This window comes from Streptomyces sp. AN091965 (assembly GCF_022698285.1).
Taxonomy (GTDB): Bacteria; Actinomycetota; Actinomycetes; order Streptomycetales; family Streptomycetaceae; genus Streptomyces.
On the sequence record NZ_JALDMY010000001.1, the window covers coordinates 4,740,597 to 4,765,651 of the forward strand.

22 protein-coding genes are annotated in these 25,055 nt (G+C 71.7%); 16 read left to right on the forward strand and 6 right to left on the reverse strand.

Annotated features, from left to right (window positions below; translation table 11 throughout):
* The first annotated feature begins 319 nt into the window (after window positions 1-319).
* From MQV74_RS19950 to abc-f, 6 genes are all read left to right on the forward strand, one after another.
* A complete protein-coding gene (locus tag MQV74_RS19950; protein ID WP_242719585.1) occupies window positions 320-640 on the forward strand; it encodes a hypothetical protein in 321 nt (106 codons plus the stop codon).
* A gap of 159 nt (window positions 641-799) precedes the next feature.
* Window positions 800-1,228, forward strand: a complete 429-nt coding sequence (locus MQV74_RS19955; RefSeq protein ID WP_242719587.1) for a hypothetical protein — start codon at window positions 800-802, stop codon at window positions 1,226-1,228.
* Window positions 1,229-1,358: 130 nt separating this feature from the next.
* A complete protein-coding gene (locus tag MQV74_RS19960) occupies window positions 1,359-2,393 on the forward strand; it encodes a S1C family serine protease (RefSeq protein ID WP_242719589.1) in 1,035 nt (344 codons plus the stop codon).
* Window positions 2,394-2,676: 283 nt separating this feature from the next.
* Window positions 2,677-3,417, forward strand: a complete 741-nt coding sequence (locus MQV74_RS19965; RefSeq protein ID WP_242719591.1) for a response regulator transcription factor — start codon at window positions 2,677-2,679, stop codon at window positions 3,415-3,417.
* Window positions 3,414-4,847: a HAMP domain-containing sensor histidine kinase gene (locus MQV74_RS19970; protein ID WP_242719592.1), complete on the forward strand. Its 1,434-nt coding sequence runs from the start codon at window positions 3,414-3,416 to the stop codon at window positions 4,845-4,847. Before MQV74_RS19965 ends, MQV74_RS19970 begins: the two co-directional genes overlap by 4 nt.
* Before the next feature lie 146 nt (window positions 4,848-4,993).
* Complete coding sequence (gene abc-f, locus MQV74_RS19975; RefSeq protein ID WP_242719595.1) at window positions 4,994-6,613, forward strand: ribosomal protection-like ABC-F family protein; 1,620 nt, start codon at window positions 4,994-4,996, stop codon at window positions 6,611-6,613.
* A 47-nt stretch (window positions 6,614-6,660) separates the two neighbouring features.
* Here abc-f and MQV74_RS19980 read toward each other — a convergent pair whose 3' ends face one another.
* Together MQV74_RS19980 and MQV74_RS19985 are read right to left on the reverse strand one after the other, a co-directional pair.
* Window positions 6,661-7,896, reverse strand: coding sequence for an LmeA family phospholipid-binding protein (locus tag MQV74_RS19980; RefSeq protein ID WP_374120651.1), 1,236 nt, complete (start codon window positions 7,894-7,896; stop codon window positions 6,661-6,663).
* A gap of 52 nt (window positions 7,897-7,948) precedes the next feature.
* Entirely contained in the window at window positions 7,949-9,811 is a 1,863-nt protein-coding gene (locus MQV74_RS19985) for a bifunctional metallophosphatase/5'-nucleotidase (RefSeq protein ID WP_242719599.1), read from the reverse strand.
* Window positions 9,812-9,968: 157 nt separating this feature from the next.
* Between MQV74_RS19985 and mshD the strand changes: the two genes are divergently transcribed.
* The 8 genes from mshD to pstB all read left to right on the forward strand — a co-directional run bounded on the left by mshD (window position 9,969) and on the right by pstB (window position 19,456).
* Window positions 9,969-10,910, forward strand: coding sequence for a mycothiol synthase (mshD, locus tag MQV74_RS19990; RefSeq protein ID WP_242719601.1), 942 nt, complete (start codon window positions 9,969-9,971; stop codon window positions 10,908-10,910).
* 287 nt (window positions 10,911-11,197) lie between these two features.
* Window positions 11,198-13,471: an RNA degradosome polyphosphate kinase gene (locus MQV74_RS19995; RefSeq protein WP_242719603.1), complete on the forward strand. Its 2,274-nt coding sequence runs from the start codon at window positions 11,198-11,200 to the stop codon at window positions 13,469-13,471.
* On the forward strand, window positions 13,452-14,528 hold the full coding sequence (locus tag MQV74_RS20000; RefSeq protein ID WP_374120652.1) for a CHAD domain-containing protein: 1,077 nt from the start codon (window positions 13,452-13,454) through the stop codon (window positions 14,526-14,528). Before MQV74_RS19995 ends, MQV74_RS20000 begins: the two co-directional genes overlap by 20 nt.
* 21 nt (window positions 14,529-14,549) lie before the next feature.
* Complete coding sequence (locus MQV74_RS20005) at window positions 14,550-14,984, forward strand: NUDIX hydrolase (RefSeq protein ID WP_374120653.1); 435 nt, start codon at window positions 14,550-14,552, stop codon at window positions 14,982-14,984.
* A 339-nt stretch (window positions 14,985-15,323) separates the two neighbouring features.
* The gene (gene pstS / locus MQV74_RS20010; RefSeq protein ID WP_242719604.1) at window positions 15,324-16,445 is read left to right on the forward strand and encodes a phosphate ABC transporter substrate-binding protein PstS; all 1,122 of its coding nucleotides are present in this window, start codon (window positions 15,324-15,326) and stop codon (window positions 16,443-16,445) included.
* 105 nt (window positions 16,446-16,550) lie between these two features.
* A complete protein-coding gene (pstC, locus tag MQV74_RS20015; protein WP_242719606.1) occupies window positions 16,551-17,576 on the forward strand; it encodes a phosphate ABC transporter permease subunit PstC in 1,026 nt (341 codons plus the stop codon).
* Window positions 17,573-18,628 carry a phosphate ABC transporter permease PstA gene (pstA, locus tag MQV74_RS20020; RefSeq protein ID WP_242719608.1) on the forward strand — a complete coding sequence of 352 codons (1,056 nt, stop codon included), beginning with the start codon at window positions 17,573-17,575 and terminating at the stop codon, window positions 18,626-18,628. The genes pstC and pstA overlap by 4 nt, the downstream gene beginning before the upstream one ends.
* 51 nt (window positions 18,629-18,679) lie before the next feature.
* Entirely contained in the window at window positions 18,680-19,456 is a 777-nt protein-coding gene (pstB, locus tag MQV74_RS20025) for a phosphate ABC transporter ATP-binding protein PstB (protein ID WP_138960489.1), read from the forward strand.
* A gap of 124 nt (window positions 19,457-19,580) precedes the next feature.
* On the opposite strand, the gene MQV74_RS20030 is transcribed toward pstB, so the two are convergent.
* Window positions 19,581-20,579, reverse strand: a complete 999-nt coding sequence (locus tag MQV74_RS20030) for an inorganic phosphate transporter (RefSeq protein WP_242719610.1) — start codon at window positions 20,577-20,579, stop codon at window positions 19,581-19,583.
* 8 nt (window positions 20,580-20,587) lie between these two features.
* The gene (locus tag MQV74_RS20035) at window positions 20,588-21,208 is read right to left on the reverse strand and encodes a DUF47 domain-containing protein (RefSeq protein ID WP_016644813.1); all 621 of its coding nucleotides are present in this window, start codon (window positions 21,206-21,208) and stop codon (window positions 20,588-20,590) included.
* A 167-nt stretch (window positions 21,209-21,375) separates the two neighbouring features.
* Here MQV74_RS20035 and MQV74_RS20040 point away from each other — a divergent pair, with 167 nt between their 5' ends.
* Entirely contained in the window at window positions 21,376-21,744 is a 369-nt protein-coding gene (locus MQV74_RS20040; protein ID WP_138960491.1) for a metal-sensitive transcriptional regulator, read from the forward strand.
* Window positions 21,745-21,883: 139 nt separating this feature from the next.
* On the opposite strand, the gene MQV74_RS20045 is transcribed toward MQV74_RS20040, so the two are convergent.
* Both MQV74_RS20045 and MQV74_RS20050 read right to left on the reverse strand, forming a co-directional pair.
* Entirely contained in the window at window positions 21,884-22,072 is a 189-nt protein-coding gene (locus MQV74_RS20045) for a hypothetical protein (protein WP_242728914.1), read from the reverse strand.
* 171 nt (window positions 22,073-22,243) lie between these two features.
* Window positions 22,244-23,050, reverse strand: a complete 807-nt coding sequence (locus tag MQV74_RS20050) for a hypothetical protein (protein WP_374120654.1) — start codon at window positions 23,048-23,050, stop codon at window positions 22,244-22,246.
* 398 nt (window positions 23,051-23,448) lie between these two features.
* On the opposite strand from MQV74_RS20050, the gene MQV74_RS20055 reads away from it, so the two are divergent.
* Entirely contained in the window at window positions 23,449-25,047 is a 1,599-nt protein-coding gene (locus MQV74_RS20055; RefSeq protein WP_242728916.1) for an FAD-binding oxidoreductase, read from the forward strand.
* Window positions 25,048-25,055 lie beyond the last annotated feature (8 nt).

The following is a 25,055-nucleotide window of genomic DNA, read 5'->3' on the forward strand; positions in this document are numbered from 1 at the left end:
CGGTCCCACCGGTATACGCGCTGGATCTCACGGGGCCCATAAACGACCGATGAACGCACCCATGACTTGCTCCTCCCAGCCGTGCTCGTCGGAACGCGTGCCTTCCATGGTGCCCTTCCGCGCACATCGTGTCAAGCAAATCCGTACTCGATGCGCTTGTGATACATACCCAGTGTGCATCAGATCTACATGGCGTGTGGTTCAAATGTTGAAAAAGATCACACACAGTGTGGTAGCCTCGCTCAGGTGAAGCTTGGGGTCCTGAGCTGCGGCCCGGCCCCCTCGCCCACAGGGCGATCACTGGAGGGGGCGGCACGGGATGAATGAGCCGACACCTGCGCGCGGGGCGCGCAGGCAGGCCCGGCACGTGACCGTGCAGCTCTGCTGCGCGACGAAGGTGGGCCACCTTACGCCCTACCGCGAGTGGCACAACGAGCAGCAGCTCACCGAGGTGCCCGAACTCCCCGAGCCCTTCGGGGAGTTCATAGAGGCGGACGACGAAGACCCCGGCCTCGGGATCGAGGTGCTGCTGCGCGAGGATGAACTGCCCCTGCCGGACGGCGAGATCTGCCGCATCGGCCCTCCCCTCCCGGTGGAACCCTGCTGTGCGGGGGATCAGGGGTGCCCCGTACACGAGTAACGCGACGGCGGGCGGTGCCGGCGGCGGCACCGCCCCCGACCCTGGAGGACGAGCAACCGTTGACGGACGCAACGACGTGGCGGCCGGTACCGCCGCTCCCCCGCGCCCCGGAGGCACCGCCGGAGCCGTCCCCCCGCACGCCCCGGGCGGGAGGGTGCCGTGACGACCGGACCCGGTGACGACCTGACCGAGACCGAGCCGCCCTCCCCCGAGGGGCTCGACCTCGGCTTCCTGCGCGACCACGTCCAGCCCGGCGACCCCGGGGCCGGACGCACCGCCGAGGCCGCGCCGCCCGCCCTCGTCGAGGACCTGCCGCCCTCCCCCGCCGGCCTCGACACCGATCACTGGCTCAAGATCAGCAAGCAGCGGCACATGAACGAGACCCGGCGCGTGCTGGCCCTGGGGCTCTTCTGGCTCGTCTGCGTCCTGGCGGTGGTCCCCAGCCTCGCCCTGGTCTTCGGCCACTGGACGCACTTCAAGGCCGACAACTACCGCGAGATGAGCCTCGTCTTCACCCCCGTGGTGGCCCTCGCCAGCGCGGCCTTCGGCTTCTTCTTCGCCAGCGACGAGCGCAACCGCGACCTGTGACGCCCGGCCCGCGCCCCCGGCGGGCGCGGGGCCTCGACCGCACGGCCTTTATGTCGGGCAAACGGGGTTCTGCCGGGCTTCTCAGGGCGTGCTCAGAGGGCTCTCATCTACGGCCGTGATGCTCAGGTACATGACCGAGAGCTTCCGCCACAGCGGCGCGTACCACAAGGAGCAGTCCTCCCCTGGGCACCACGGCGGTACGCAGGGCGCGTACCCGCCCCCGCCCGCCTACGAGCCGGAGCCCGCCGGGGTGCCCGCGGCCGCGCACCGGCGCCGGGCCAAGGGGCCCGCCGCCCTGCTCGCCGCGGTCGCCCTCGCCGCCGCGGCCGTCGGCGGCGGCACCGCCTACGCCGTCCAGACCCTCACCGGCGGCGACGGCGGAACCGGCGCGAAGAACATCAACGGCACGAGCGTCTCCGCGGGCAGCAAGGGCACCGTCTCCGGCGTCGCCGCCGCCGTGACGCCCAGCACCGTCGAGATCAACGCCAGCGGCAACGCGGGCAAGTCCACCGGCTCCGGCGTGATCATCACCTCCGACGGCGAGATCATCACCAACAACCACGTCATCTCCGGCGCCACCTCCATCACGGTGCGGACCAGCGACGGCAAGACGTACCGGGCCAAGACCGTGGGCACCGACAGCAAGAAGGACCTCGCGCTCATCAAGCTGGAGGGCGCCTCGGGCCTGAAGGCCGCGAGCCTCGGTGACTCCGACAAGGTGCAGGTCGGCGACGAGGTCGTCGCCATCGGCTCGCCCGAGGGCCTGACCGGGACCGTCACCAGCGGCATCATCTCCGCGCTCGACCGCGACGTGACCGTGTCCGCGGACCCCGGCAAGGGCGGCGGCCAGGAGCAGCAGGGGCCCGGCGGGGGCTGGCCCTTCGAGTTCGGCGGCCAGGAGTTCAACGGCGACACGGGGTCGTCGAAGACGACGTACAAGGCCCTGCAGACCGATGCCTCGCTCAACCCCGGGAACTCCGGGGGCGCCCTCATCGACATGAACGGGAACATCGTCGGGATCAACTCCGCGATGTACGCGCCGAGTTCGGGCAGCGGTGGGGCCGGTGGCTCCGGCGACTCCGGCAGCGTCGGGCTCGGCTTCGCGATCCCCGTCAACACGGTGAAGGCGGACCTGGCGAAGCTGAGGTCCGGGGCGGACGGCTGAGCCCTCGCGGGGCGCCCCAGGCCCGCCCCTTCCCGATCCCGGGGGCCGCGCCCCCGTGCCCCCGCTCTTCGGCGCTTCGCGCCTCGTCCTCAAACGCCGGACGGGCTGAGAATGTCGCCGGTTGCGGCCGCATGTCAGCCCCTCCGGCGTTTGAGGAGCGGGGGTCTGGGGGCGGAGCCCCCAGGAATCGGGAAGGGGCGGGTCTGGGGCGCCACCCGCGAGGGCCGTGCGACGCTGATACCGGCCCCGACCGCCCCGTACACCCCGAGGAAGACGAACACCCATGAGCCCCGCCGAAGGCGACCCGCAGCGGATCCTGATCGTGGACGACGAGCCCGCCGTACGCGAGGCGCTCCAGCGCAGCCTCGCCTTCGAGGGCTACGGCACCGAGGTCGCCGTGGACGGCGCGGACGCCCTGGAGAAGGCGGCCGCGTACCACCCCGACCTCGTCGTGCTCGACATCCAGATGCCCCGCATGGACGGCCTCACGGCCGCCCGCAGGCTCCGTGCCACCGGCTCCACGACGCCGATCCTGATGCTCACCGCCCGCGACACGGTCGGCGACCGCGTCTCGGGCCTGGACGCCGGGGCGGACGACTACCTGGTCAAGCCCTTCGAGCTGGACGAGCTCTTCGCCCGCATCCGCGCCCTGCTGCGGCGCAGCTCGTACGCGGCGGCCGCCGGGCAGGCGACGGAGAGCGAGGTGCTCTCCTTCGCCGATCTGCGGATGGACCTGGCAACCCGCGAGGTGACGCGCGGCGCGCGCACGGTGGAGCTGACCCGCACGGAGTTCACGCTCCTGGAGATGTTCCTCGCGCACCCGCGCCAGGTCCTCACCCGGGAGCAGATCCTGAAGGCGGTGTGGGGCTTCGACTTCGAGCCGTCGTCCAACTCCCTCGACGTGTACGTCATGTACCTGCGCCGCAAGACGGAGGGCGGCGGCGAGCCGCGCCTGGTGCACACGGTGCGGGGCGTGGGGTACGTGCTGCGCGCGGACGCCGCGGGGACCGGCGGACGCGAGTGAGGGGCCTGCCGAGCCGTCTGAAGGCGCTGCCGCTGCGCTCGCGGCTCGCGCTGCTCGTGACGGCGGCGGTGGCGCTCGCGGTCGCCGCGGCGGCGGTGGCGTGCTGGTTCGTGGTGCGCAACGTGCTGGTCAGCTCGCTGGACGACGCGCTGAGCGAGCGCCGCAGCACCTCGCTCGACGACTCGGTGCGCGCCCTGATCGACAACAACACCGGGCGGTGCGGGCGCGCGACCGTGGGACGGCCCAACTCTCCGGACCTGTACCAGCAGATCATCCAAGTGGTCGACCAGGACGGCAACGCCTGCATCGTCCTCGGCCGCCCGAGCATCACCCTCCAGCTGAAGAAGTCGGACACCCAGGTCGCACTGCGCGAGCGTGAGGAGTCCTTCCACGACGCCACCACGTCCGACGGGATGAAGTACCGGGTCTACACCTACCCGATGCCCGGACAGCCCCTGGCGATCTCCATCGCCCGCCCCCTCAACGAGGTCCAGGACACCCTGAGCAACCTCGTCCTCGTGCTGTCCCTGGTGGCGGGCGTGGGCGTGGTCGGCGCGGGTGCCGCGGGCCTGTGGGTCGCGCGGACCGGCCTGCGCCCGGTGGACGAGCTGACGGCCGCCGTCGAGCACGTGGCCCGTACCGAGGACCTGAGTCTGCGCCTCCCGACGGACGGGGCCAGCGACGACGAGATCGCCCGGCTCTCCCGGTCGTTCAACGCGATGACGTCGGCCCTCGCCTCGTCCCGCGACCTCCAGCAGCAGCTGATCGCCGACGCGGGGCACGAGCTGCGCACGCCGCTCACGTCGCTGCGTACGAACATCGAGCTCCTGGCCCGCAGCGAGGAGACCGGCCGCGCCATCCCGCCCGACGACCGCAAGGCGCTGCTGGCGTCGGTCAAGGCGCAGATGACGGAGCTGGCCTCGCTCATCGGAGACCTCCAGGAGCTGTCGCGCCCGGACGCGGCGGGCGAGAGCAAGGTGCAGGTCGTCGCCCTGCACGAGGTGGTGGACACGGCGTTGCGGCGGGCCCGTCTGCGCGGCCCCGAGCTGGCCTTCGAGGCGGACCTCACGCCGTGGTACGTCCGCGCGGAGCCGCCCGCCCTGGAGCGGGCCATCGTGAACATCCTGGACAACGCGGTGAAGTTCGGCCCCGCGGGCACGGCCATCGAAGTCGCCCTGAAGCAGGGCGTCCTTACCGTGCGGGACCACGGCCCCGGCATCCCGGCGGACGAACTGCCCTACGTCTTCGACCGCTTCTGGCGCTCCCCCACGGCCCGCAGCCTGCCCGGCTCCGGCCTCGGCCTGTCCATCGTGGCCCGCACGGTCCGCCAGTCGGGCGGCGAGGTGACACTCGGCCCGGCGCCCACCACAGGCACGGTGGCGACCGTCACGCTTCCCGGCGCGCCCACGCCACCGCCTGCCGCGCCCTGACCTGCACGGACAACTGACGAGACGCGACGTCTTGCCATATCGCCGCAGGGGAGTTATGGTGAGGTCATTGCCGAGACGGTACGTCTCGTCTCGGCAATTCGCTCGACTCGCCCCACTGATTCTGTCGTCCACGAAAGAAGCCTCATTTGTTCCGTGCAACCGCAGCACCCGCCGCCCGCACCGCCGCCTCGCAGCTCACGCTCACCGACGTCACCAAGCGCTATCCGGACCACGTGGTCCTCGACCGCGTCTCGTTCAGCGTCCGGCCGGGCGAGAAGGCCGGAGTCATCGGGGACAACGGCTCCGGCAAGTCCACCCTCCTCCGGCTCCTCGCCGGGGTGGAGCGGCCCGACAACGGCACGGTGACCGTGGTCGCGCCGGGCGGCGTCGGGCACCTCGCGCAGACCCTCGGCCTGCCGGGCTCGGCCCGCGTCGGCGACGCCGTCGACCTCGCCCTGGCCGAACTCCGCGCGCTGGAGCGGCGCATCGAGGCCGCCGGAGCCCGGCTCGACGAGCGCGCACCGGCCTCGTACGAGGAGTACGCCGCGCTCGTCGAGGAGTTCGAGGCCCGCGGCGGCCACGGCGCGGACCGGCGCGTCGACATCGCCCTGCGGCACCTGGGCGAGCACACCGCCCTGGACCGCGCACGGCGGCTCGGCACGCTCTCCGGCGGGCAGCGCTCCCGACTCGCCCTGGCCGCCACGCTCGCCGCCGCGCCCGAGCTGCTGCTGCTCGACGAGCCCACCAACGACCTCGACGACGAGGCCGTCGGCTGGCTGGAGGAACGGCTGCGCGCCCACCGGGGCACGCTCGTCGCCGTCACCCACGACCGGACGTTCCTCGACCGCGTCACCGACACCGTCCTGGAGGTCGACCACGAGACACGTTCCGTACGCCGCTACGGCGACGGCTACGCGGGCCATCTGACCGCCAAGGCCGCCGAACGGGCCCGGCGGGAGCGGGAGTACGAACAGTGGCGCGCCGAGGTGGCCCGCCAGTCGCGCCTCGCCGACTCGCACATCGGGCGGCTCGACGCGATTCCGCGCAAGGCGCCGGCGGCGTTCAGCGGCGCGGGGGCCTTCCGCGCCCGGTCGCGGGCGCACGGCGCGATGAGCCGCATCCGCGACGCGCGCGAACGCCTCGCGCGGCTCGCCGCGCACCCCGCGCCCCGCCCGGCCGAGCCCCTGCGGTTCACCGCGGCCATCGCCGGGGCCGCGGACCGCGCCGTCGAGCTCGCCGACGTGCGCGTGCCGGGGCGGCTCGCGCTCGGCTCCCTGCACGTGCCCGCGGGCGGACGCCTCCTGGTCACCGGTCCCAACGGCGCGGGCAAGTCCACGCTCCTGCGCGTGCTCGCGGGAGAGCTGGAACCCGAGCCGGGCGCCACGGTGCGCAGGCCCGCGCGGGCCGGGCTGCTGCGCCAGGTCGAGGAGCCGCCGGCCCGGCTCGGGGAGACGCGCTCGGTGCTCGCCGCGTTCGGCGCCGACCGCGCCGACGAACTGCTCGCGCTCGGGCTCTTCCGGGAGCGGGACCTGACCCGGCCCGTCCGCGACCTGTCCACCGGGCAGCGGCGGCGGCTCGAACTGGCCCGCCTGGTCAGCGAACCGTACGACCTGCTCCTTCTCGACGAGCCGACGAACCACCTGGCCCCGGCCCTGGTGGAGGAACTGGAGGCGGCACTCGCGGCCTACGCGGGCACGGTGGTCGTGGTCAGCCACGACAGGAAGCTCCGGGACGCCTTCCCGGGCCCGACCCTCGCCCTGGGCTGAGCCACCGCCCCGGGCGGGGGGGGCAGCCGACCGGACCGGGCCGGGACCTACCCGAAGCCGATGTCGTAGCCCTCCACCGCCGCCCTGATCCCGTCCCGGCGCACCGTGACGTCGCGCAGGCCCACCACCCCCTGCCCCGGCAGTTCCGGCAGCTGGAAGGCGAGTGACAGACGGTCGACGAGGACGGGGCGGGTGAGGCCGTCGAGGCCCTTGAGGAGGGCGGGGTCGAGGCCGAGGCGGCGGAGCAGCTCGGGGTGCTCCCTGGCCACGTCCAGGAGGTTCAGGCGCATCACGTCGTCGACGAACCGCGGCGACCCGGTGAGGTCGTTGAGCTTGGCGTCGCTGCGCAGCGCCTCGCGCACCACCGCGTCGGGAAGCCCGAGGCGGTGGGCGATCGTGGGCACCGCGAGGAGCGCCTTGGCCCGGCCCGACTCCTCGGCCACGCGGCCCGCGGACTTCCGGCTCAGGTGCAGCCCCTCGGAGGGCCGCGCTCCGGGCCGGTACGTCGCCAGGTCGCCGATGTCGAGCCGCATCCGGTCGATGTCGGTGGCCACGCCGCGCCGGCCGACGCGCTCGATGTGGGCGTCGGCCCGCACCTTCACGTCGTGCCCGGCGACGGGCAGGGTGCCGCGCGCGAGGACCTGGTCGCGGCCGTGGCCGGTGAACGTGACCTGGGAGGCGCCGAGTTCACGGTTCATGTCGTCGAAGGAGAGCAGCACCTCGCCGTGCATCTCGTCGATGACGGCGCCGGTGAGGGAGGTGGGCCCGTCGCCCTTCAGGGTGACGTCCGTCGCGGTCGCGGAGACCTTCGCGAGCGAGACGCGGTCGGCGGCGACGTCGGGGACGGTGACCTCGACCTTGTCGAGGCGCTGGTCAAGGACCTGGGTGAGGAAGGGGAAGCCCTCGATGTCGACCTCGGGCGCCGCGCTGAGGTTCAGCTGGTCCTTCAGCTTGTCGGCGGCCTCGTGCTCGGCGTAGAGGAGCGCCCAGCGGTCGGCGAGGACGAGGAAGGCGGTGCCGACGGCGAGCGCGACGAGGGTCTTCGCGAGGAACGGGAGCCCGGCGAACCGGTTGCGACGGCGACGGCTGCCGCGCCGGTGGTTGGGGGGCGACCAGGGCTCGTCGTCGGCGGATCCGCTGTCTTCCCGAAGGAAGTCGTCCAGCGGGTTCGGCGCGAGTTCGGCCAGCTCGTCGTACGGGTTCGGCCGGGACGCGGCCTCGGATATGGGGGGTTGGGGGGTTTTGCTATCGGTTGTTGTGACCATGCGGTGGGGGGAACGCATCGCTCGATCTCACCATACGTTCACACCCCACCCCAAGCTTTGCTCCGGAGAGCTACTTCACAACCGTGATCCGGTTCGCCTTCGGCGGCGCGATCGGCTTGGCCGCCGAGGAGTTCGCGGCGAAGTAGTCGTTGAGCGCCTTCAGGTCGTCCGCGCCGACCAGCGGCTTCGTGCCCTTGCCCAGCTCGGCGAAGCCGTCGCCGCCGCCCGCGAGGAAGGAGTTCAGGGCGACGCGGTAGGTGGCGTTCGCGTCCAGCGGCTCGCCGTTCAGCTTCACCGAGCCGGTGACGATCCGGTCCGCCCCCGTCTTCGTCATGTCCAGCGTGTACGTGAGCCCTTCGGAGATCTGGAGGATCTTCGGGGAGGCCTCGTTCGGGCCGCTGACCTGCTGGCGCAGGGCGGTCAGGAGCTGCGCGCCGGTGAGGTCGACGAGGTTCACGGTGTTGGCGAAGGGCTGCACGGTGAAGGCCTCGCCGTACGTCACGACGCCGTCGCCCTCGCCGCCGCTCGCCTTGTGGACGAGGTCGGAGCGGATGCCGCCCGGATTCATCAGGGCCACGGCGGCCTTCGGGTCCAGGGACTTGGCGTGCGCGAGCTGGGCGTCGGCGATGAGGTCACCGAGCGGCGACTCGGGCGTCCCGGCGCCGCGGCCGGGGATGTCGCCGGAGATGTAGCCGACGGGCTTGTCGGCGATCGGCGCGGCCAGCTTGTTCCAGCGGTCGATCAGGCGCGTCATGTCGGCGGCCTTGGGCTGCGTGCGGCTGACGACGTGGTTGGCGGCCCTGGGAGATGAATGCAGCACGCCGGTGCGCACGATGTCCTTGGTCTTGCGGTCGTACGTCAGCGTGGTGTCGGTGTAGAGCTTCCCGTACGAGGACGCCGACGTGACCATGCGCGGCTTGCCCGCCGGGTCGGGGACGGTGCAGACGTACGCCTGGTGCGTGTGGCCGGTGACGAACGCGTCGACCTTGGGCGAGGCGTTCTTGGCGATCGCGGCGATCGGGCCGGAGATGCCGTCGCCCGCGCCCGGCGAGTCGCAGTCGTAGTTGTAGGCCTGGCTGGCCGGGGAGCCGCCCTCGTGGATGAGCGTGACGATCGACTTCACGCCCTGCTTGTCGAGGACCTTCGCGTACTTGTTGATCGTCTCGACCTCGTCGTGGAACTTCAGGCCCTTGATGCCGTCGGCCGAGACGATGTCGGGGGTGCCCTCCAGGGTCAGACCGATGAAGCCGATCTTCACGCCCTTGTGCTTCCACACGAAGTAGGGCTTGAGGAGGGACTTGCCGGTCTTCTCCTTCGTCACGTTCGCCGTGAGGTAGGGGAAGTCGGCGCCCTTGAACTCCTTGGCCTTGCCGTGCTTGTCCTTCTCGTAGCAGCCGTCCTTGGGGTGACAGCCGCCGTTCTGGATGCGGGACAGTTCCTCGGCGCCCTCGTCGAACTCGTGGTTGCCGACGCTGGAGACGTCGAGGTCCATCTTGTTCAGGGCCTCGACGCTGGGCTCGTCGTGGAAGAGCCCGGAGAGCAGCGGGCTCGCGCCTATGAGGTCACCGGCCGCCGCGGTGATCGAGTACGGGTGGCCCTTGCGGGCCGCGCGCAGGGAGGTCGCCAGATACTCGGCGCCGCCCGCGTCGATCTTCTTCTCCGTGCCGTCCGGCTGCTTCTCGGTGACCTGGCCCGAGGATCCCGCGGGCGCCTGGAGGTTGCCGTGGAAGTCGTTGAAGGAGAGCAGCTGCACATCGACCGTGCGCTTCTGGCCGTGGTGCCCCGCGGCCGCCATCCGGTCCTGACCCTGCTCCTGGCCCGCGGCGGCGGGCAGCGCGGCGGCGAGCGCGCCGACGGTGGCGAGGCCCGCCGTGAGGGCGAGCACCCGGGCGGCTCTGCGCCTTTGCCTGCGTGGCTGGGATGTGGCTGACACGTGTTCCCCTGGGGTGGTGTGGACGACTGGGGCCGTGCGGAAGCCTATGGTCAACGCGCGTAGCGCAACAGAGTCCCGGTGGTTACAGCCTGATAGCCATTCACCGTCGCCCAGGCGCTGTCGTGCCGCCGCCACCCTTCGACTTACCCTCGGATCCATGACAGACGAGACGCCCGCCAGGACCCCCGCCACCCTCCGCGAGATCGACGCGTACGACGTGCTCACGGACGATCAGGCCACTGCCGTGCTCGCGCTCCTCGCGGACGCCGCGCGCACCGACGGACAGCAGGCCGTGTCCGAGCAGGGGCGGCTCCAACTGCGGGGAGGGGCCCGCGAAGGCGTGCGGCACCTGCTCCTGACGGTCGACGGCGAACTCGTGGGCTACGCGCAGCTGGAGGACAACGACCCGGTGGAGGCCCCGGCCGCCGAGCTGGTGGTGCACCCGGCGCGGCGCGGCCACGGGCACGGGCGGGCGCTGGGCACCGCGCTGCTCGCGGAGTCCGGCAGGCGGCTGCGGGTGTGGGCGCACGGCGGGCACTCCGCCGCGCGGCACCTCGCGCAGGTGCTCGGCCTGACCCTGTTCCGCGAGCTGCGCCAGATGCGGCGGCCCCTCGACGGCCTGGACCTCGCCGAGCCGGAGCTGCCCGAGGGCGTGCGCGTACGGGCCTTCGTCCCCGGTACGGACGACGCGGCGTGGCTCGCGGTGAACGCGGAGGCCTTCGCGCACCACCCGGAGCAGGGCGCCCTGACGCAGCGGGACCTCGACGACCGCAAGGCGGAGTCGTGGTTCGACCCGTCCGGGTTCTTCCTCGCCGAGCGCGTCACCGACGCCGGTGCCGAACTGATCGGCTTCCACTGGACGAAGACCCACGCGGCGGAGCGGCTCGGCGAGGTCTACGTCCTCGGCGTGCGCCCTGCCGCCCAGGGCGGCGGCCTCGGCAAGGCCCTCACCACCATCGGCCTGCGCCACCTGGCAGCGGCGGGCCTGCCCACGGCGATGCTGTACGTGGACGCCGACAACAAGGCGGCGGTGAACGTCTACGAGCGCCTCGGCTTCAGCACCCACGAGACGGACCTGATGTACCGCACGGAGTCATAGCCCCGGCCGTGCTCGCAAAGCCCCTGCGGTGGGCGTCACTTGGCGGCCGCCCGGCGGCGAACGCCCTGACCGCGGGCGCCGCGCGGACGCCTGGGAGTCCCCATGCGCACTCCCAGGCGTCATGTCGGCGTAACCAATGATTCAGACAGGCTTGCGACGCTCAGGCAATGCAGCCCCCCACCGCGCCCGAACCGGCGCAGGACCGCGCGCGCCACAACGGCCGGGTCCGTCCCGCGCCCGCGCTCTCCGGCGCGCCCACCGGGGGTGTCGCGCGGAAGAATAAGACCATGAGCGAGCCCACCGCGCAGACCGAAGCCACGAGCCCCGACGCCGACGGCGTCCGGCACGCCCAGCCCTCCGTCGGCGCCCTCGCCGCGCACCGGCATCACACGGTCGCGGCCGCCGTCTCCGACCTCGATCCGGACCTCGACGCCGACCTCGACGCGTACGACGAGGACGCCCAGGCGGGCCACGGCGGCGCCGCGCTGCCGCAGGGCCGCTTCCTGGACCGGGAGCGCAGCTGGCTCGCCTTCAACGAACGCGTCCTGGAGCTCGCCGAGGACCCCACAACGCCGCTCCTGGAGCGGGCGAACTTCCTGGCGATCTTCGCCTCGAACCTGGACGAGTTCTTCATGGTGCGGGTCGCCGGCCTCAAGCGCCGCATCGCGACCGGCGTCGCCACCCGTTCGGCCTCCGGCCTCCAGCCCCGCGAGGTCCTGGAGCTCATCTGGAACCGCTCCCGCGAGCTCATGGCCCGGCACGCCGCCTGCTACCAGGAAGAGGTCGCTCCCGCCCTCGCCGACGAGGGCATCCACGTGGTGCGCTGGCACGAGCTCACCGACAAGGAGCAGTCCCGGCTCTACACGCTGTTCATGCAGCGCATCTTCCCGGTGCTCACCCCCCTGGCCGTGGACCCCGCGCACCCCTTCCCGTACATCTCGGGCCTGTCCCTGAACCTCGCCGTGGTGATCGAGAACCCGGTCAGCGGCCACGAGCACTTCGCCCGCGTCAAGGTCCCGCCGCTCCTGTCCCGCTTCCTGGAGGCCTCGCCGCAGCGGTACGTCCCCATCGAGGACGTCATCGCCGCGCCCAAGCACCTCCAGGAGCTGTTCCCGGGGATGAACATCCGGGAGCACCACATGTTCCGGCTCACCCGGAACGAGGACCTGGAGGTGGAGGAGGACGACGCGGAGAACCTGCTCCAGGCCCTGGAGAAGGAGCTCATGCGGCGCCGCTTCGGGCCGCCGGTGCGCCTGGAGGTCGAGGAGTCCATCGACAAGGACGTCCTCGACCTGCTGGTCCGCGAGCTGAAGATCAGCGAGGCCGAGGTGTACCCGCTGCCGGGCCCGCTCGACCTCACCGGTCTGTTCGCCATCGCGGGCCTGGACCGGCCCGAGCTGAAGTACCCCAAGTTCGTCGCGGGCACCCACCGGGACCTCGCCGAGGTCGAGTCGGCGTCCGCGCCCGACATCTTCGCCGCGCTGCGCGGCGGCCACGACGTGCTCCTGCACCACCCCTACGACTCGTTCTCCACGTCCGTGCAGGCCTTCCTGGAGCAGGCCGCCGCCGACGAGAACGTGCTCGCCATCAAGCAGACGCTGTACCGCACCTCCGGCGACTCGCCGATAGTGGACGCGCTCATCGACGCCGCCGAGTCCGGCAAGCAGGTCCTCGTCCTGGTCGAGATCAAGGCCCGCTTCGACGAGCAGGCCAACATCAAGTGGGCCCGCAAGCTGGAGGAGGCGGGCTGCCACGTCGTCTACGGCCTGGTCGGCCTGAAGACCCACTGCAAGCTGTCGCTCGTCGTCCGCCAGGAGGGCGACCAGCTGGTGCGCTACTCGCACGTGGGCACCGGCAACTACCACCCCAAGACCGCCCGCCTGTACGAGGACCTGGGCCTGCTCACGGCCAACCAGGAAGTCGGCGCGGACCTCTCGGACCTGTTCAACCGGCTCTCGGGCTACTCGCGCCGCGAGACCTACCGGCGGCTGCTCGTGGCCCCGCGCTCGCTGCGCGACGGCCTGATCACCCGCATCAACCGGGAGGTCCAGCACCACCGCGCGGGCCGCCCCGCCTACGTCCGCATCAAGGTCAACTCGATCGTCGACGAGGCCGTCATCGACGCGCTGTACCGCGCCTCGCAGGCGGGCGTCACCGTCGACGTGTGGGTGCGCGGCATCTGCGCGGTGCGGCCGGGCGTCGCGGGGCTTTCCGAGAACATACGCGTGCGCTCCGTGCTCGGCCGCTTCCTGGAGCACTCCCGGGTCTTCGCCTTCGGCAACGGCGGCGAACCGGAGGTGTGGTTCGGCAGCGCCGACATGATGCACCGCAATCTCGACCGCCGCATCGAGGCGATGGTGAGGGTCATGGCCCCGGCCCACCGGGCCACCCTCAACCGACTCCTCGAGACCGGCATGTCGGACACCACGGCCTCGTGGCACCTGGGGGCGGACGGCAACTGGACGCGGCACGCCACGGACCCGGAAGGCCAGCCCCTGCGGAACGTACAGGAGATGCTCATAGACGCCCGGAGGCGCCGGCGTGGCACAGCAACACCATGAGATGACGGCGGGCGAGGCCCTGTCGGTCTACCTGCAGGACCAGGCGACCGAATTCCTCCGCTCGCTGCGGCTGCACCGCGAGTCCTCCACGGACGCACAGGGAGCCGAGGAGTCGCTCGCCGCGGCCCGCTCGCTGCGGGGCGCGGCGCGCCGCGTGGGCGCCACGCTGCACACGTTCCGGCCCCTCCTGGACCAGGAGTGGACGGAGGGGCTCCGGCCGGAGCTGGCCTGGCTCTCGGGCACGCTGGCGCGCGAGCACGCCTACGCGGCCCGTCTGGACCGGCTCCTGGGCGCGCTCCACCGCCTGTCGACCCCGGCCCCGGCCGTGCCCGCCACACCGGCCGCGCCCAGCCGCGCCTCCGTACGGGAGAGCTGGGCGCAGCCCCCGGCACCCCGCACCGGCGAGGCGCGGGCCAGACAGGGCACCAGGAAGCCCGCGGGCCAGCTGGCCGTGGGCGCGGCCAAGGCCGCGGCCCTCCTGGAGCGGCAGCTGACCCTGGCCCGCACCCGGGCCCACTCCGCCGCGCTCCAGGCCTTCGGCTCGTCCCGCTTCCACGCCGTCGCCGACAGCGTCGCCGTCATGGCCAGTGACGTGCCCCTGCGCCCGGCCCCGGACACGGATCTGAAGCCGCTGGCAGCCCTGGCCGAGGCCCACCTCACGGAGGCGGTGGCCGCGCTGCCCCTGCTCCGCGCGGGCCACCCGTACAACGCCGAGGCCCTCGTCCACGGCCTGGCCGCGGACACGGCCCCGGAGGCCCAGGACGCCCCGTGGCTGAAGGTCCGCTCCCTGCTGCGGCTGCACCGCTACGCCCAGGAGGTCCTCCTCGGCGACGCCCCGCCGGACGCCCGGCTCACGGCGGCGGGCACGGCCCTGAACCGCCACCGCGAGGCGGCCGAGGCCGCCGCGGCGGCGGCCTCGGCGGCGCGCACCCCCCGCATCGCCCCGGCCACGGCGTACGCGCTCGGCGTCCTGCACGCCGACCAGCGCCACGAGGTGGAGGCGGCGAGGTTCGCGTTCCAGCAGGCGTGGCTGCGGGAGGCGGTCACGGCACCGTGACGGCCTGAGGGAGGGCGCCCCGTGACAGCACTGCCGACGCCGGAGCCGATCAGGGCGGCGGGCTGCGTCCTGTGGCGCCGCCGCACCGTCCCGGAGGGCCTGGAGATCTGCCTGGTCCACCGGCCCAAGTACGACGACTGGTCCCATCCGAAGGGCAAGCTCAAGCCCGGCGAGACCCCGCTCGCCTGCGCCCTGCGCGAGGTCGAGGAGGAGACGGGCCACCGCTGCGTGCCCGGACCGCCGCTGCCCTCGGCCCACTACACCGTGGGCGGCCGCCCCAAGTGCGTCGACTACTGGTCCGCCGAGGCCGCTGACGGCTGCTTCCGGCCCGGTCGCGAGGTCGACCGCATCCGCTGGCTCACGCCGCACGAGGCCCGCGCCCGCCTCACCCAGCTCCGCGACCGCGAGCTCCTCGACGCCTTCCTTGCGGCCCCGCACACCCCCGGGGCGCGCTGACCCCACCGCCACCTGCGGCCCCGCCCCCAGCAGGGGCGCGCACTACCCAGCGTGCGCCGACAAATGCGCGCCCGGCAGATCTTTCACGCGCCTGTCGCTGTAATCAGGCCGTGACCTAACCACAACGTCCGCGTAGGTTCACCGCTCGTTCACTTACGCCCATCGGCGGCTTCACCTGTTCTGCCTAATTTCGGCCTTACGCGAAGCGCGGCGAGATCGCCAGACCGCCTCCGCCCCGCGTGCTCGAACCACCGGCCACCATGGCCACCCGAACCACTTCGCACGCCGCCACGACAGGCCAGCCACACGGCCGGCGGCTCCCGGAAGGAACTCCCGAAAGTGAAGCTTCAGCGCATGAACCGGCGGGCCCTCACCCTCGGTGCTCTCGCCGTCTCCGGCGCCCTGGCCCTCACGGCGTGCGGCTCGGACGACGACGGCAGCAGCAACGGCGGCAAGAAGACCACCGCCAACAGCAACATCGACTGCGAGGGCGCCAAGGGCCAGCTCATGGCCTCCGGCTCGTCCGCGCAGAAGGGCGCGATCGACGCCTGGGTCAAGCAGTACCGCGCGGCCTGCAAGGACGTGCAGCTGCAGTACAAGCCGGACGGCTCCGGCGCCGGCATCACCTCCTTCCTCCAGGGCCAGACCGCCTTCGCGGGCTCCGACTCGGCCCTGAAGCCGGAGGAGATCGAGAAGTCGAAGAAGGTCTGCAAGGACAGCCAGGCCATCGACCTGCCGATGGTCGGCGGCCCGATCGCGATCGGTTACAACGTCCCGGGCGTCGACAGCCTCACCCTGGACGCCAAGACCGTCGCCGACATCTTCAACGACAAGATCAAGACCTGGGACGACAAGGCGATCGCGAAGCTCAACCCGGACGCCAAGCTCCCCAGCACCAAGATCCAGGCCTTCCACCGCTCCGACGAGTCCGGCACCACGGACAACTTCACCAAGTACCTGAAGGGCGCCGCGCCCTCCGCCTGGCCGCACGAGCCGGCCAAGATCTGGGCGGCCAAGGGCGGCCAGTCCGCGAGCGGCTCCTCCGGCGTCGCCCAGCAGGTGAAGCAGACCGAGGGCGCCATCTCCTACATGGAGCTGTCGTACGCCAAGGAAGGCATCAAGACCGTCGACATCAAGACGGACGCCAAGGAGCCGGTCAAGGCCACCGTCGACAACGCCTCCAAGGCCATCTCCGAGGCCAAGGTCGTCGGCAAGGGCAAGGACATGGCCATGGAGCTGAACTACAAGCCCACGGCCGAGGGCGCGTACCCGATCATCCTGGTCACGTACGAGATCGTCTGCGAGAAGAACAACAACAAGGACACCCTCGCCACCACGAAGTCCTTCCTGAACTACATCGCCAGCGAGGACGGCCAGTCCGTGCTCAAGGACGAGTCCTACGCCCCGATGCCGGCCGAGATCATCACCAAGGTCCGCGAGACCGTCAAGGGCCTGAGCTGAACCTGAGCGCGGCCCGCCTCCCCGGCGGGCCGCGCCGTCCGGTGCACCGCCGCCTGGAGCCGCCCGCGCCCGTCGCACGGCCGGTTCCGCAGACCGGAGAACCCCATGGACATACCCACCGACACTCCTCCCCCGCCCTCGCACGTCGAGGACGCCAAGCCCACGACCGCCGAGCAGAAGCGCACCGCGCGCGGCGCCACCCGCCCCGGTGACCGGATCTTCCTCACGCTCTCGCGGGGCTCCGGCATCACGCTGCTGCTGATCATGGCCGCCGTCGCGGCCTTCCTCGCCTACCGCGCGTCCATCGCGCTCGCGGACAACGAGGGCAGCTTCCTCACCACCTTCGAGTGGGACCCCGCGGGCGCCCTGCACGACGGCAAGCCCTACTTCGGCATCGCCGTCCTGGTCTTCGGCACCATCGTGAGCTCGATCATCGCGCTCGCCATCGCCGTGCCCGTGGCCATCGGCATCGCGCTCTTCATCTCGCACTACGCGCCGCGCAAGCTGGCCGCCCCCATCGCCTTCGTGATCGACCTGCTGGCCGCCGTGCCCTCGATCGTGTACGGCCTGTGGGGCGCCCTCGTGGTCGCCCCGAAGCTCACCGGCCTCTACAGCTGGCTCGACGACTACTTCGGCTGGACCGGCGTCTTCGAGTACGAGGGCGGCGCCCCGCGCTCGCTGATGACCGTCGGCATCCTGCTCGCGATCATGATCCTGCCGATCATCACCAACGTGAGCCGCGAGGTCTTCCTCCAGGTCCCGAAGATGCACGAGGAGGCCGCGCTCGCGCTCGGCGCCACGCGCTGGGAGGTCATCCGCATGTCGGTGCTCCCCTTCGGCCGCTCGGGCATCATCTCCGCCTCGATGCTGGGCCTCGGCCGCGCGCTCGGCGAGACGATCGCCGTGGCCACCGTGCTCTCCCCGACCTTCGTGATCCAGGCGTCCGTGCTCGACTACGGCGGCGGCACGTTCGCGCAGAACATCGCCAGCAAGTTCAGTGAGGCCAGCGAGTACGGCCGGGACGCCCTCATCGCCTCCGGTCTCGTCCTCTTCGTTCTCACCCTCCTTGTCAACGGCGCGGCCCGGCTGATCATCGCCCGCCGCAAGGAGTACTCGGGGGCCAACGCATGAGCACCACCACCGTCAAGCCCGCGCCCGCCGGTCTGAAGGCCGCGCGCCTGCCCCGCTGGACGCCCTACGTCGTCGCGGCCGGCTCCCTCGCCGTCGCCTGCGGCCTCGGCCTCGCGGCGGACCTGAGCTCCCGCCTGCAGTGGGGCCTGATCGCGGCCCTGCTCTTCGTCGGCGTCTCCTACGCCCTCGCGGCCCGCGTGGAGGGCACCCGCCAGGCCAAGGACCGCCTCGCCACCTCGGTGGTGTGGGTGATGTTCCTGCTGGCCGTGGTCCCGCTCGCGTCGCTGATCTACGAGACCGTCAAGCGCGGTGCGAAGGTCCTCGACGGCTACTTCCTCAGCCACTCCATGGGCGTCGTCGCCGACGACGAGGCCGGCGGCGGCATCTACCACGCCATCATCGGCACCCTGGAGCAGGTCGGGCTCGCCTGCCTGATCGCCGTGCCGATCGGTCTGCTCACCGCGATCTACCTCGTCGAGTACGGGCGGGGCAAGCTCGCCAAGGCCGTCACCTTCTTCGTCGACGTGATGACGGGCATCCCGTCCATCGTCGCGGGTCTGTTCGTCCTCAGCTTCTGGATCCTGATCCTGGGCTTCGACTTCTCCGGCTGGGCCGGCGCCATGGCGCTGTCGATCCTGATGATGCCGGTGGTCGTGCGCTCCACCGAGGAGATGCTGAAGCTCGTCCCGAACGAGCTGCGCGAGGCCTCGCTCGCCCTCGGCGTACCGAAGTGGCGCACCATCCTGAAGGTGGTCCTGCCCACCGCGATCGGCGGCATCACGACCGGCGTCATGCTGGCGGTGGCCCGCATCGCGGGTGAGACCGCCCCCGTGCTGCTGCTCGTGTGGACGAACCCCTTCATCAACACGAACCCGTTCGACGGCCCCCAGGGCTCCCTGCCGCTGTACATCTACCAGCAGTACGCGTCCGGCACGAACGCCGGATACGACCGCGCCTGGGCAGCGGCCCTCACCCTGATCGCCTTCATCATGATCCTCAATCTCGTGGCCCGCGGCATCGCCCGCTGGAAGGCCCCGAAGACCGGTCGCTGACGCGGCCTCAAGCGACCACCAGCAGTGCCCCTCTCGAAAGCAGTGATCCCCATGGCCAAGCGAATCGACGTCTCGGGCCTCAACGCCTTCTACGGCTCGCACAAGGCGATCGAAGACATCTCCATGACCGTCGAGCCCCGCTCGGTGACGGCCTTCATCGGCCCCTCCGGCTGCGGCAAGTCCACGTTCCTGCGCACCCTGAACCGCATGCACGAGGTCACGCCCGGCGGCCGCGTGGAGGGCAAGGTCCTCCTCGACGGCGACGACCTGTACGGCTCGGGCGTCGACCCCGTGAACGTCCGCCGCACCATCGGCATGGTCTTCCAGCGCCCCAACCCGTTCCCCACGATGTCGATCTACGACAACGTGGCGGCGGGCCTGAAGCTCAACGGCTCGTACAAGAAGTCCGAGCTGAACGACGTCGTCGAGAAGTCCCTCAAGGGCGCCAACCTCTGGAACGAGGTCAAGGACCGCCTGAACAAGCCCGGCTCCGGCCTCTCCGGCGGCCAGCAGCAGCGCCTGTGCATCGCGCGGGCGATCGCGGTGGAGCCGCAGGTCCTGCTCATGGACGAGCCCTGCTCGGCCCTCGACCCGATCTCCACCCTCGCCATCGAGGACCTGATCGGCGAGCTGAAGGAGCGCTTCACGATCGTCATCGTGACGCACAACATGCAGCAGGCGGCCCGCGTCTCGGACCGTACGGCGTTCTTCAACCTCGCGGCGGTCGGCCAGCCCGGCAAGCTCGTCGAGATCGACGACACCGAGCGGATCTTCTCCAACCCGTCCGTCCAGGCCACCGAGGACTACATTTCCGGCCGCTTCGGCTAGGCCGCCCCGACTCCCCGCGGTGCTGCATGGCGGTGCCACCGCGGGGGACGCAAAAGGGCCCGCCCCTGGCTCCCGGGGGCGGGCCCGCGTGCTCGCACGGCACGGCGACGACGTACGGAGGGGGCTACAGGAACGCCAGGTTCACGATCCAGAAGCTGACCGCGGCGACGATCGCGGCGGCGGGCATCGTGATGAACCAGCCGAGAATGATGTTCTTGGCGACACCCCAGCGCACGGCGTTGACGCGCTTCGTGGCGCCCACACCCATGATCGCCGAGGTGATCACATGCGTCGTGGAGATCGGCGCGTGGAACATGAAGGCGGTGGTGAACATGATCCCCGCGCCCGTGGTCTCCGCGGCGAACCCCTGCGGCGGGTCCAGCTCGATGATCTTCCGCCCGAGCGTCCGCATGATCCGCCAGCCACCGGCGTACGTGCCGAGCGACAGCATCACCGCGCAGGAGATCTTCACCCAGACCGGAATCGGGTCGCCCGGGTTCTCGACGTCGGCGATGACGAGGGCCATCACCACGATGCCCATCGTCTTCTGCGCGTCCTGAAGACCGTGCCCGAGCGCCATGCCGGCGGCCGACACGGTCTGGGCGATCCGGAAGCCCCGCTTGGCCTTGTGCGGATTGGCCTTGCGGAACATCCACATGATCGCGCACATCACGAGGTAGCCCGCCACGAGCCCGACGAGCGGCGACAGGAACATCGGGATGACGATCTTCTCGACGACGCCGGACCAGATGACCCCGATGCCACCGGCGAGCGCGGCACCCACGAGACCGCCGAAGAGCGCGTGCGAGGAGGACGAGGGGAGGCCGAAGTACCAGGTGACGAGGTTCCACACGATCGCGCCGACCAGACCGGCGAAGAGGATCCACATCCCCTTGGTGCCGTGCGGCGTCTCGATGAGCCCCTCACTGACCGTCTTGGCGATCCCGCTGCCCAGGAAGGCACCGGCCAGGTTCATCACCGCGGCCATGGCGAGCGCCGCGCGGGGCGTCAGGGCACGGGTGGAGACGGAGGTGGCGATGGCGTTCGCGGAGTCGTGAAAGCCGTTCGTGTACGTGAAGCCGAGCGCGACGCCGATGGTCACGATCAGAGCGAAGGTGTCCATGAAGGTACTCAGGACTCCTTGACCGCGATGGTCTCCACGGTGTTCGCCACGTGCTCGAACGCGTCGGCGGCCTCTTCGAGGACGTCCACGATCTGCTTGAGCTTCAGGACCTCGATGGCGTCGTACTTGCCGTTGAAGAGGTGGGCGAGCAGCTTGCGGTGGATCTGGTCGGCCTGGTTCTCCAGGCGGTTGACCTCGATCCAGTATTCGGTGAGGTTGTCCATGGTGCGCAGATGCGGCATGGCCTCGGCCGTCAGCTCGGCGGCCCGGGCGAGGACCTCGATCTGCTGCTCGACGCCCTTGGGGAGCTCCTCGACCTGGTACAGGACGACCAGGTCGACGGCCTCCTCCATGAAGTCCATGATGTCGTCGAGCGAGGACGCGAGGGAGTAGATGTCCTCGCGGTCGAACGGCGTGATGAACGAGGAGTTCAGCTGGTGGAAGATCGCATGCGTCGCGTCGTCCCCCGCGTGTTCCGCGGCCCGCATACGCTCTGCGATCTCGGCTCGGGCCGAGGCGTCGGCCCCGAGCAGTTCCATCAGGAGCTTCGAGCCCGTGACGATGTTGTCCGCGGATGCGGCGAACATGTCGTAGAAGCTCGTCTCCCTGGGGGTCAGACGAAATCGCACGTGGGGTCCTCGGGGTGCTTTGGATGCGGTCAGGCTGATGCTAGGCGCATCATCTGGCCACGGCTAACCGGCCATACCCCAGTGTCGCCCATCAGGCACAGTGATCAGCACACCACCCGAGAAATCAAGTACCCTATACCCAGTAGGGGTATGCACAGGAGGACGCGATGACGACCACAGAGGCGGCCGCGGCGGCCACGACCACCGACGCGCCCTCCGGCTCCGCCCAGACGGCGGACCACGCGGGGCACCAGACGCACGGGTACCACAAGCAGAAGGACGAGCACCTCAAGCGGCTGCGCCGCATCGAGGGGCAGATCCGCGGCCTGCAGCGCATGGTCGAGGAGGACGTCTACTGCATCGACATACTCACCCAGGTCTCCGCCGGCACGAAGGCCCTCCAGTCCTTCGCCCTGCAGCTCCTGGAGGAGCACCTGCGGCACTGCGTCGCGGACGCGGCCGTCAAGGGCGGCGACGAGATCGACGCGAAGGTCGAGGAGGCCACGAAGGCGATCGCGCGCATGCTCCGCACCTGACGCCGTGCAGCGCGCCGAACCGCAGCCCCGGCCCAAGCACCCCGGCCGGGGCCAGGCTCCCCCGGGGCGGGGCGTCCAGGGCCCTGCTGCCCGCCGGGGCAACGGAGAGGGGGCGCCCCCGCGCGAGCGGGCGGGGGAGCTACGCCCCCGGGCCCGGGGGCCGGCCGTCGTCCTGCTGGGCGTCGGAGACTCGAAGCACCTCGTCGATCCGGTCCGCACTGAGCCGCTCACCATGTGCGGCCGACGCCGCGATGATCAGTTCGCCGCACAGCTCGATCTCGGCGAGGGCAACGTGGTCCTGAACCGCCGTGCCGCGCACCAGAGCCACGTTCACCACCTCTTCCTGACCACGGTTGTGCCGGGTACCGGCTTCCTAGAGTAGGGAGCGGCCTACGTACCGCGCATGGCACGGACGGACCATATTGCGACTATCAGCCATCGATATGCGGCCACCGCCCGGCACCCCGCCGGGGCCCGGGCCAGGGCCCGCACCCGGCCGCTACCGCTCGGCGATCTTCCCGGTGTAGATGTCCTTCTCCGGCGGCAGCCGCACCCGCACCGGCGCCCCGAACCCGTACAGCGACGTCGTCGAGGCGACCTCCGCGTTGGCCACCTGGAAGCGGTGGCGCAGCTTGCGCAGCCGCCCCCGCTCGTCGAGGTAGGCGTCGAACGGAACACCGCCCTTGCTGAACCCTTTCGCCACCGCCGCCCGCAGCGCGTCCCGGTACGGCGCGGACGCCCCGGCCACCGCGCCCGCCAGCTCGGCCACGCCCCGGTAGTGCCGCACCGTGACGTCGTCGACGCGCGTCTCGCGCACGTACGTCACCTGGCGGGCCCCGCGCAGCAGTTCGGCGGCGACGAGCGGATCGGTGGCGCCGCCCGTGACGAGGTTGCCGTCGGACAGGGAGGCCGTGTCGACGCGCACCCACTTGTCGGCGGGCACCCCAGAGCCGCGGTTCTTCATGTAGAGGTCCCCGCCCGTCATCAGCTCCGTGACCGGCGGCCTGCGCCGGCCGCGGTCCGCCGGGTCCTGCGGCAGCACGACCTCGAACCGCCCCTGCCGCCGCCGGAAGTCGTACGTCCCGTGGCCCCGGACGGTCACCCGGGTCCCGCCGCTGGCCATCTCCATGGACGTACGCGCCCGGGAGCTGCCCGCGCGCACCAGCGCGTCGGCGGCGTCGCGCACCTCCTTGGCGGGGTCGTCGCTGGCCGCGGCACCGCCGCCCGAACAGCCCGTGGCGAGCGTCATGAGACCCACCGCGGCCGTGACGGCCGCCGTGCCCGTGTGCCTGTGCCGCTGTCCCATCGCCCTGCCGACCCCCAAGCCTTTCCACGCGTCGGCGGACGCCGTGCGACGGCCACCGGGTCGAGCCCCCTGTGTTCCCCATAACGACCGGTACGGGGTGTTGTCACGCGCGAGCGCGTTCACTCTTCCGGCGTACCGTGGGGGCCGTGCCCGAGTCGTCTTCCCCCGAACCGCCGCACCGTACGACCACGGTCGAGAACGGACGCTTCTGTGCCGCCCGATGCAGCTGTGGCTGGCGGGGCCCCGCGCGCCGCGCCCGCAGCAAGGCCCGTGCCGACGCCGCCGCCCACAGCGAAACGCTCTGAACGCCCGCTCCAGTACCACCGTTTCGCCGGAACCCCGCGGCTCCCGCTGTCGTCTCGTTGTGCGGGAAGGCAACGGGAGGGTTCATGGAACGGCTGGCACGGCGTACGTTCATAGGGACGGCGGCCGCCGCCGTCGCGGCGGCCGGTACGGCCGCCTGCACCGGTGGGAGCGGCGGCACGGGCAGGGCGAGCGGCAGCGCGTCGGCGAGCGGCACGGCGGGGTCCGCGACGGCTTCCACGGCCACCACGCCGATCAGGACGGCCGCCGCGTCCGCGGCCGCCAACCTCACCGCGCTCGCCCGTGACCTGGACGGCTCCCTGGTCCGTCCGAACGAGGCGCACTGGGCCACGGCCCGCCAGCTGTACAACACCCGCTTCGACAACCTGAAGCCGACGGCCGTCGCGTACGTCGCGCACCCCGACGACATCCGCACCACCCTGGCCTACGCCCGCGCCCACGACGTCCCCGTGGCGGTCCGCAACGGCGGCCATTCGTACGCGGGCTGGTCCTCCGGCACCGGCCGGCTGATCCTCGACGTGTCGCGCCTCAACCGCACCCGCGTCTCCGGCTCCACCGCCACCATCGGCGGCGGCGCGAAGCTCATCGACGTCTACCGCGCCCTCGCCGCGAAGGGCGTCACCATCCCCGCGGGCTCCTGCCCGACGGTCGGCATCAGCGGACTGACCCTCGGCGGCGGCCACGGCGTCGTCTCCCGCGCCTACGGCCTGACCTGCGACAGCCTCACCTCCGCGACGCTCGTCACGGCCGCCGGGAAGCTGATCAGGGCCGACAAGTCCGAGCACAAGGACCTGTTCTGGGCGCTGCGCGGCGCGGGCAACGGCCAGTTCGGCGTCGTCACCGAGCTGACGTTCCGCACCCACCCGGCCCCGCAGGCGGTCTCCGCGTACCTCACCTGGCCGTGGGCGAAGGCCGCCGCGGTGGTGAAGGCCTGGCAGGAGTGGGGGCCTTCGCAGCCGGACGAGATCTGGTCGTCGCTGCACCTCGCGGCCGTGCCCGGCGGCACCCCCACCGTCTCCGTCGCGGCCTTCTCGCTCGGCACGTACGGCGGGCTGCAGAACGCCGTCGACCGCCTCGCCGACAAGGTGGGCGCCCCGGCCCGCAGCGTCTCCCTGAAGCGCCGCGGCTACGAGGAGGCCATGGAGGTGTACGCGGGCTGCTCGTCGTTCGCGACGGACGCCCAGTGCCATCTGCCGGGCAGCACTCCGGGCCGCACCCCGACGGGCGCGCTCGGCCGGGAGACGTACGCGGCCCGCTCGGACTTCTTCGACCGCTCGCTCTCCGCCGCCGGGATCCGCGCGCTGCTCGGCGAGATCGAGCACGTGCGCGGCGAGCGCGGCACCGCGGGCAGCATCGCCCTGACCGCGCTCGGCGGCGCCATCAACCGCGTCGACCCGACGGCCACGGCGTTCGTGCACCGCCGCTCCCGGATGCTCGCCCAGTACATCGCCTCCTGGCGCGCGGGCACCTCCGGCACGGGCGCCCAGGGCTGGCTCAAGGGGGCCCACGGCGCGATGCGGCGCCACGCGTCGGGCGCGGCGTACCAGAACTACACGGACGCGACCCTCACCAACTGGCGCGAGGCGTACTACGGCCAGGCGGCGCCCCGTCTGAAGAAGGTCAAGAAGGCCTACGACCCGACGCGCTTCTTCAGCTTCCCGCAGGCCCTGTAGCCCCTTCC

Coding starts and splice junctions, on each gene's coding strand:
- mshD (WP_242719601.1), top strand. CDS start 9,969: ATGACAGACGAGACGCCCGCCAGGACCCCCGCCACCCTCCGCGAGATC.
- MQV74_RS20030 (WP_242719610.1), bottom strand. CDS start 20,579: ATGGACACCTTCGCTCTGATCGTGACCATCGGCGTCGCGCTCGGCTTC.
- MQV74_RS20050 (WP_374120654.1), bottom strand. CDS start 23,050: ATGGGACAGCGGCACAGGCACACGGGCACGGCGGCCGTCACGGCCGCG.
- MQV74_RS19950 (WP_242719585.1), top strand. CDS start 320: ATGAATGAGCCGACACCTGCGCGCGGGGCGCGCAGGCAGGCCCGGCAC.
- MQV74_RS19960 (WP_242719589.1), top strand. CDS start 1,359: ATGACCGAGAGCTTCCGCCACAGCGGCGCGTACCACAAGGAGCAGTCC.
- MQV74_RS19980 (WP_374120651.1), bottom strand. CDS start 7,896: ATGCGTTCCCCCCACCGCATGGTCACAACAACCGATAGCAAAACCCCC.
- MQV74_RS20040 (WP_138960491.1), top strand. CDS start 21,376: ATGACGACCACAGAGGCGGCCGCGGCGGCCACGACCACCGACGCGCCC.
- pstA (WP_242719608.1), top strand. CDS start 17,573: ATGAGCACCACCACCGTCAAGCCCGCGCCCGCCGGTCTGAAGGCCGCG.
- MQV74_RS19995 (WP_242719603.1), top strand. CDS start 11,198: ATGAGCGAGCCCACCGCGCAGACCGAAGCCACGAGCCCCGACGCCGAC.
- MQV74_RS19965 (WP_242719591.1), top strand. CDS start 2,677: ATGAGCCCCGCCGAAGGCGACCCGCAGCGGATCCTGATCGTGGACGAC.
- pstB (WP_138960489.1), top strand. CDS start 18,680: ATGGCCAAGCGAATCGACGTCTCGGGCCTCAACGCCTTCTACGGCTCG.
- pstC (WP_242719606.1), top strand. CDS start 16,551: ATGGACATACCCACCGACACTCCTCCCCCGCCCTCGCACGTCGAGGAC.